This window comes from Streptomyces sp. NPDC002896, assembly GCF_040295225.1.
Lineage (GTDB): Bacteria > Actinomycetota > Actinomycetes > Streptomycetales > Streptomycetaceae > Streptomyces.
In genome coordinates this window covers 1-1,371 of record NZ_JBEOVA010000101.1, presented here as the reverse complement: position 1 = coordinate 1,371, position 1,371 = coordinate 1, and the positions used below count along the sequence as shown (strand labels likewise).

General features: G+C 65.6%; 1 protein-coding gene. It reads right to left on the bottom strand.

Features of this window, described 5'->3' with window-relative positions; all coding sequences use genetic code 11:
• Positions 1-39: 39 nt before the first annotated feature.
• Positions 40-1,323, bottom strand: a complete 1,284-nt coding sequence (locus ABT009_RS47360; protein WP_351309680.1) for an IS256 family transposase — start codon at positions 1,321-1,323, stop codon at positions 40-42.
• Positions 1,324-1,371 lie beyond the last annotated feature (48 nt).

Genomic DNA, 1,371 nt, shown 5'->3' with positions numbered 1-1,371 from the left:
GGGTGTGTCCAGCCAGTGGTGTAACTCGGTTGTCGGGTTCTAGCGGCGGGCGGCCGAGAGCCGTCCGTCGAAGGTGATGTCGAACGCCTGCAGCGCTGGCTTCCACCGGATCGCCCAGCGCCGCCGTCCTGTCCCGGTCGGGTCCAGGCTCATCACTGCCAGATACACGCACTTCAGCGCGGCCTGCTCCGTCGGAAAGTGCCCACGGGCGCGCACAGCCTTGCGGATACGGGCGTTGATCGACTCGATGGCATTGGTGGTGCACACGATCCGGCGGATCTCCACGTCGAACCGCAGGAACGGCACGAACTCCGACCAGGACGATTCCCACAACCGCACGATCGCCGGGTATTTCTTCCCCCACACCTCGGCGAACTCCATGAACCGCTCCAGCGCGGCCTCCTCGGTCGGCGCGGTGTAGACCGGCTTCAGTCCACGCGCGATCTTCTCCCAGTCCTGCCGCCCGCAGTACTTGAACGAGTTGCGCAACAGGTGAACGACGCACGTTTGCACGATCGTCGCAGGCCAGACCGCATTGACCGCGTCCGGCAACCCCGTCAACCCGTCGCAGACCAGCATCAGCACGTCCGCGGCGCCGCGGTTCTTGATCTCGGTCAGCACCTGCAGCCAATATTTCGCGCCCTCGCCCCCGTCGCCGACCCACAGGCCGAGGATGTCGCGGTGGCCCTCGGCAGTGACCGCCACGGCCATGTAGACGGGCCGGTTGGCGACCTGCCCCTCCCTGATCTTCACGTTCACACAGTCGATAAAGACGACCGGGTAAACCGCGTCGAGCGGCCGGTTCTGCCATTCCGTCATCCCCGCGACCACGCTGTCGGTGATGGTGGAGATGGTCTGCTTGGAGACGTTTGCCCCGTAGACCTCGGCCAGGTGGGCGGAGATCTCGCCGTGGGTCAGGCCCTTCGCGGACAGGGACAGCACCATCTCATCGATACCGGCAAGGCGCTTCTGGCGCTTCTTGACCATCATCGGCTCGAAGGTGCCGGCCCGGTCCCGGGGCACCTCGATCTCGACGGTGCCGATTTCGGTGGTCACGGTCTTGGCTCGGTGGCCGTTGCGGTAGTTCTCCCTTCGCCCGTCCTCGGCCCGCTCGCCGTTCTCGTGGCCCAGGTGGTCGGTGATCTCGCCCTCCAAGGCGGACTCCAGCAGCTTCTTGGTCAGCTGCTGCAGCAGACCGCCCTCGCCAGCCAGCTTCATCCCGCCGTCCTTTGCACGGGCCATCAGCTGCTGGATCAAGGCGTCGTCCACGACCTCGTCCACGGGCACCTCCGGGGCCTTGGTGTCACTCACCACGTCAGTCATCAACTGTCGCTTCCAGCTCGGGAGTTACACCAGTGACCGTACAGACCC